Origin of the sequence: Streptomyces albidus (ex Kaewkla and Franco 2022), from assembly GCF_013870515.1 — a bacterium.
Classification (GTDB): domain Bacteria; phylum Actinomycetota; class Actinomycetes; order Streptomycetales; family Streptomycetaceae; genus Streptomyces; species Streptomyces albidus.
In genome coordinates this window covers 1-2290 of the sequence record NZ_JACBXA010000451.1, presented here as the reverse complement: position 1 = coordinate 2290, position 2290 = coordinate 1, and the positions used below count along the sequence as shown (strand labels likewise).

3 protein-coding genes and 1 pseudogene are annotated in these 2290 nt (G+C 70.3%); 3 read left to right on the top strand and 1 reads right to left on the bottom strand.

Translation table 11 applies throughout. From position 1 onward, the window contains the following. Together H5J26_RS30390 and thiD are read left to right on the top strand one after the other, a co-directional pair. Positions 1-409, top strand: a pseudogene (locus H5J26_RS30390) (hypothetical protein); the annotation flags it as partial. Positions 410-446: 37 nt separating this feature from the next. After that, positions 447-1295, top strand: a complete 849-nt coding sequence (thiD, locus tag H5J26_RS30385; protein WP_181769168.1) for a bifunctional hydroxymethylpyrimidine kinase/phosphomethylpyrimidine kinase — start codon at positions 447-449, stop codon at positions 1293-1295. Between the two features lie 173 nt (positions 1296-1468). Here the strand turns inward: thiD and rpmB are convergent, their stop codons facing one another. Then, positions 1469-1654, bottom strand: coding sequence for a 50S ribosomal protein L28 (gene rpmB / locus H5J26_RS30380; RefSeq protein ID WP_028435377.1), 186 nt, complete (start codon positions 1652-1654; stop codon positions 1469-1471). A gap of 253 nt (positions 1655-1907) precedes the next feature. Between rpmB and H5J26_RS30375 the strand changes: the two genes are divergently transcribed. Then, positions 1908-2290: DAK2 domain-containing protein (locus H5J26_RS30375; RefSeq protein WP_309238132.1), on the top strand; the 383-nt coding region annotated here is incomplete at its 3' end.

Below are 2290 nucleotides of genomic sequence, written 5' to 3'. Positions count from 1 at the left end.
ACTTCGCCTCGAAGCCGGGCTCGTGCGTGCTGGCCTCCGCCAGCGGTACGGCGCCGCCGCCGGGCTCGGTGCGACGTCGATGACGGACGTCAGCGACGGTCTCGTCGCGGACCTGGGCCACATCGCCGTGGCCAGCAAGGTCCGGATCGATCTGCGTTCGGCGGCTCTGGACGTGCCCGCCCAGATGTCGGACATCGGCCAGGCGGTCGGCATCGACCCGCTGCACTGGGTGCTCACCGGAGGCGAGGACCACGCCCTCGTGGCGACCTTCCCGCCGGACACGAAGCTGCCTGCGCGCTGGCGCAAGATCGGCGAGGTGCTGGCGCCGGCCGCACAGCCCCAGGTGACGGTCGACGGCGCCCCCTGGGACAAGGGGGGCTGGGACCACTTCGCGGACGAGGAGGGCTGAGGAATCTCCCCCTCCAAGTCCGGGCTACGGTCTAGGCATGGACATTCCCGCACGCCCTGAGCACTCCGCGCCTCCGCGGGTGCTGACCGTCGCCGGTTCCGACTCCGGCGGCGGCGCAGGAATCCAGGCCGACTTGAAGACGATGCTGGCGCTGGGCACGCACGGCATGAGTGTCGTCGCCGCAGTGACGGCTCAGAACTCCCTTGGCGTGCAGGGCTATTGGGAGCTGCCGGCCGAGGCGGTCCGGGCCCAGTTCCGCAGCGTCGTCGACGACATCGGCGTCCAGGCCTTCAAGACCGGGATGCTGGCGTCGGCTGAACTCGTCGAGACGGTGGCCGGACTGCTGGCCGGAGCGGACGCCCCCGTCGTCGTCGACCCTGTGGGCGTCTCCAAGCACGGGGACTCGTTGCTCGCCCAGGACGCCGTGGACTCCGTACGCACCGCTCTGCTGCCCACGGCGACCGTCGTCACGCCGAACCTGGACGAGGTCACCCAGCTCACTGGCGTACGCGTCAGCGACGAGAACGGCATGCGCGAGGCTGCGGCGGCGATGCTCGCGTACGGACCGCGCTGGGCGCTGATCAAGGGCGGGCACCTTCGCGCACCGTCGGCGGGCGGAGCGGCCGATCAGGGAGAAGCCGTCGACCTGCTCACCGACGGCGAGGACGAGTACTGGCTGCGCGCGCCCCGTTACGACAACCGGCACACGCACGGCACCGGATGCACTCTCGCAAGCGCCCTCGCGTCTCTGCTGGCACGCGGACTGTCCGTGCCGGAGGCGGCAGCGGCGGCCAAGGAGTACGTCACGGGCGCGGTCGCGGCAGGATTCCCGCTGGGGTCGGGACTGGGCCCCGTGGATCACGCCTGGCGGCTGCGCGAGCGCTGACCCCAGGGCGGAGCGCAGGAGGCCGCGCAGGCGGCTGAGCAAACACAAAACCGGCCCGTCTGATGACGGACCGGCTGTGAAAGCAACCAGCTAGGTGGCCGCGCTGCGGATACCACCCGGGCCTCCCTCTGCGCCTGGTGGCACAAAGGCGCTTCCAGGCCCAGATGGAAACGTCAGCGCGAGACCTTGCCGGCCTTGATGCACGAGGTGCAGGCGTTGAGGCGCTTCGGCGTCCCGTTGACCACTGCACGCACGCGCTGGATGTTCGGGTTCCAGCGGCGCGGGGTGCGGCGGTGCGAGTGGGAAATGCTGTTGCCGAAGCCCGGCCCCTTGCCGCAGACGTCGCAGTTGGCAGCCACGGGTCACTCCAAAGACTTCAGATGCATGTACGGAAAATCCCGGCGACGCAGGCACAGTGATCGACCGGCACTGCCAGGGGGATGTCATGACGCCCGATACTCATCAGGCAACCGGAGCAGCATACAACGCCTGCTCATGAACAGCGAAACCAGCACAGGAAGCCGGAATCCCGCTGCCACGTGGCGGGTTCCGCCCGGGCTGCTCTCGCCTAGCCTTCTGGATGTCGCCGTCGTCACATCGAGGAGGCCTCACGTGCCGCACAAGTTCGACTCCACCTCGGTACGGGCATGGGTCACGCTCGCCCTGGAGGCGGTAGGCGAAGGCCGTGAGGAGATCGACGCGATCAACGTCTTCCCCGTCGCCGACGGGGACACCGGCACCAATCTGCACCGCACCCTGGACGCCGCCGCGCGGGCCCTCGATTCCGGTGCCGACGATCCGGCGGCACCCGCGCTGCACGCACTCGCCCGCGGCGCTCTGCTCGGCGCGTGCGGCAACTCCGGCACGATCCTGGCCCAGCTGCTGCGCGGCATGGCGGAGGTGTACGGGGAGGCCGACGAGCAGGCGGACAGCGCGTCGAACGGCGGCGACGCCCAAGTCGAAGGTGACGGGCGGCTGTTGGCCGCCGCGTTGCG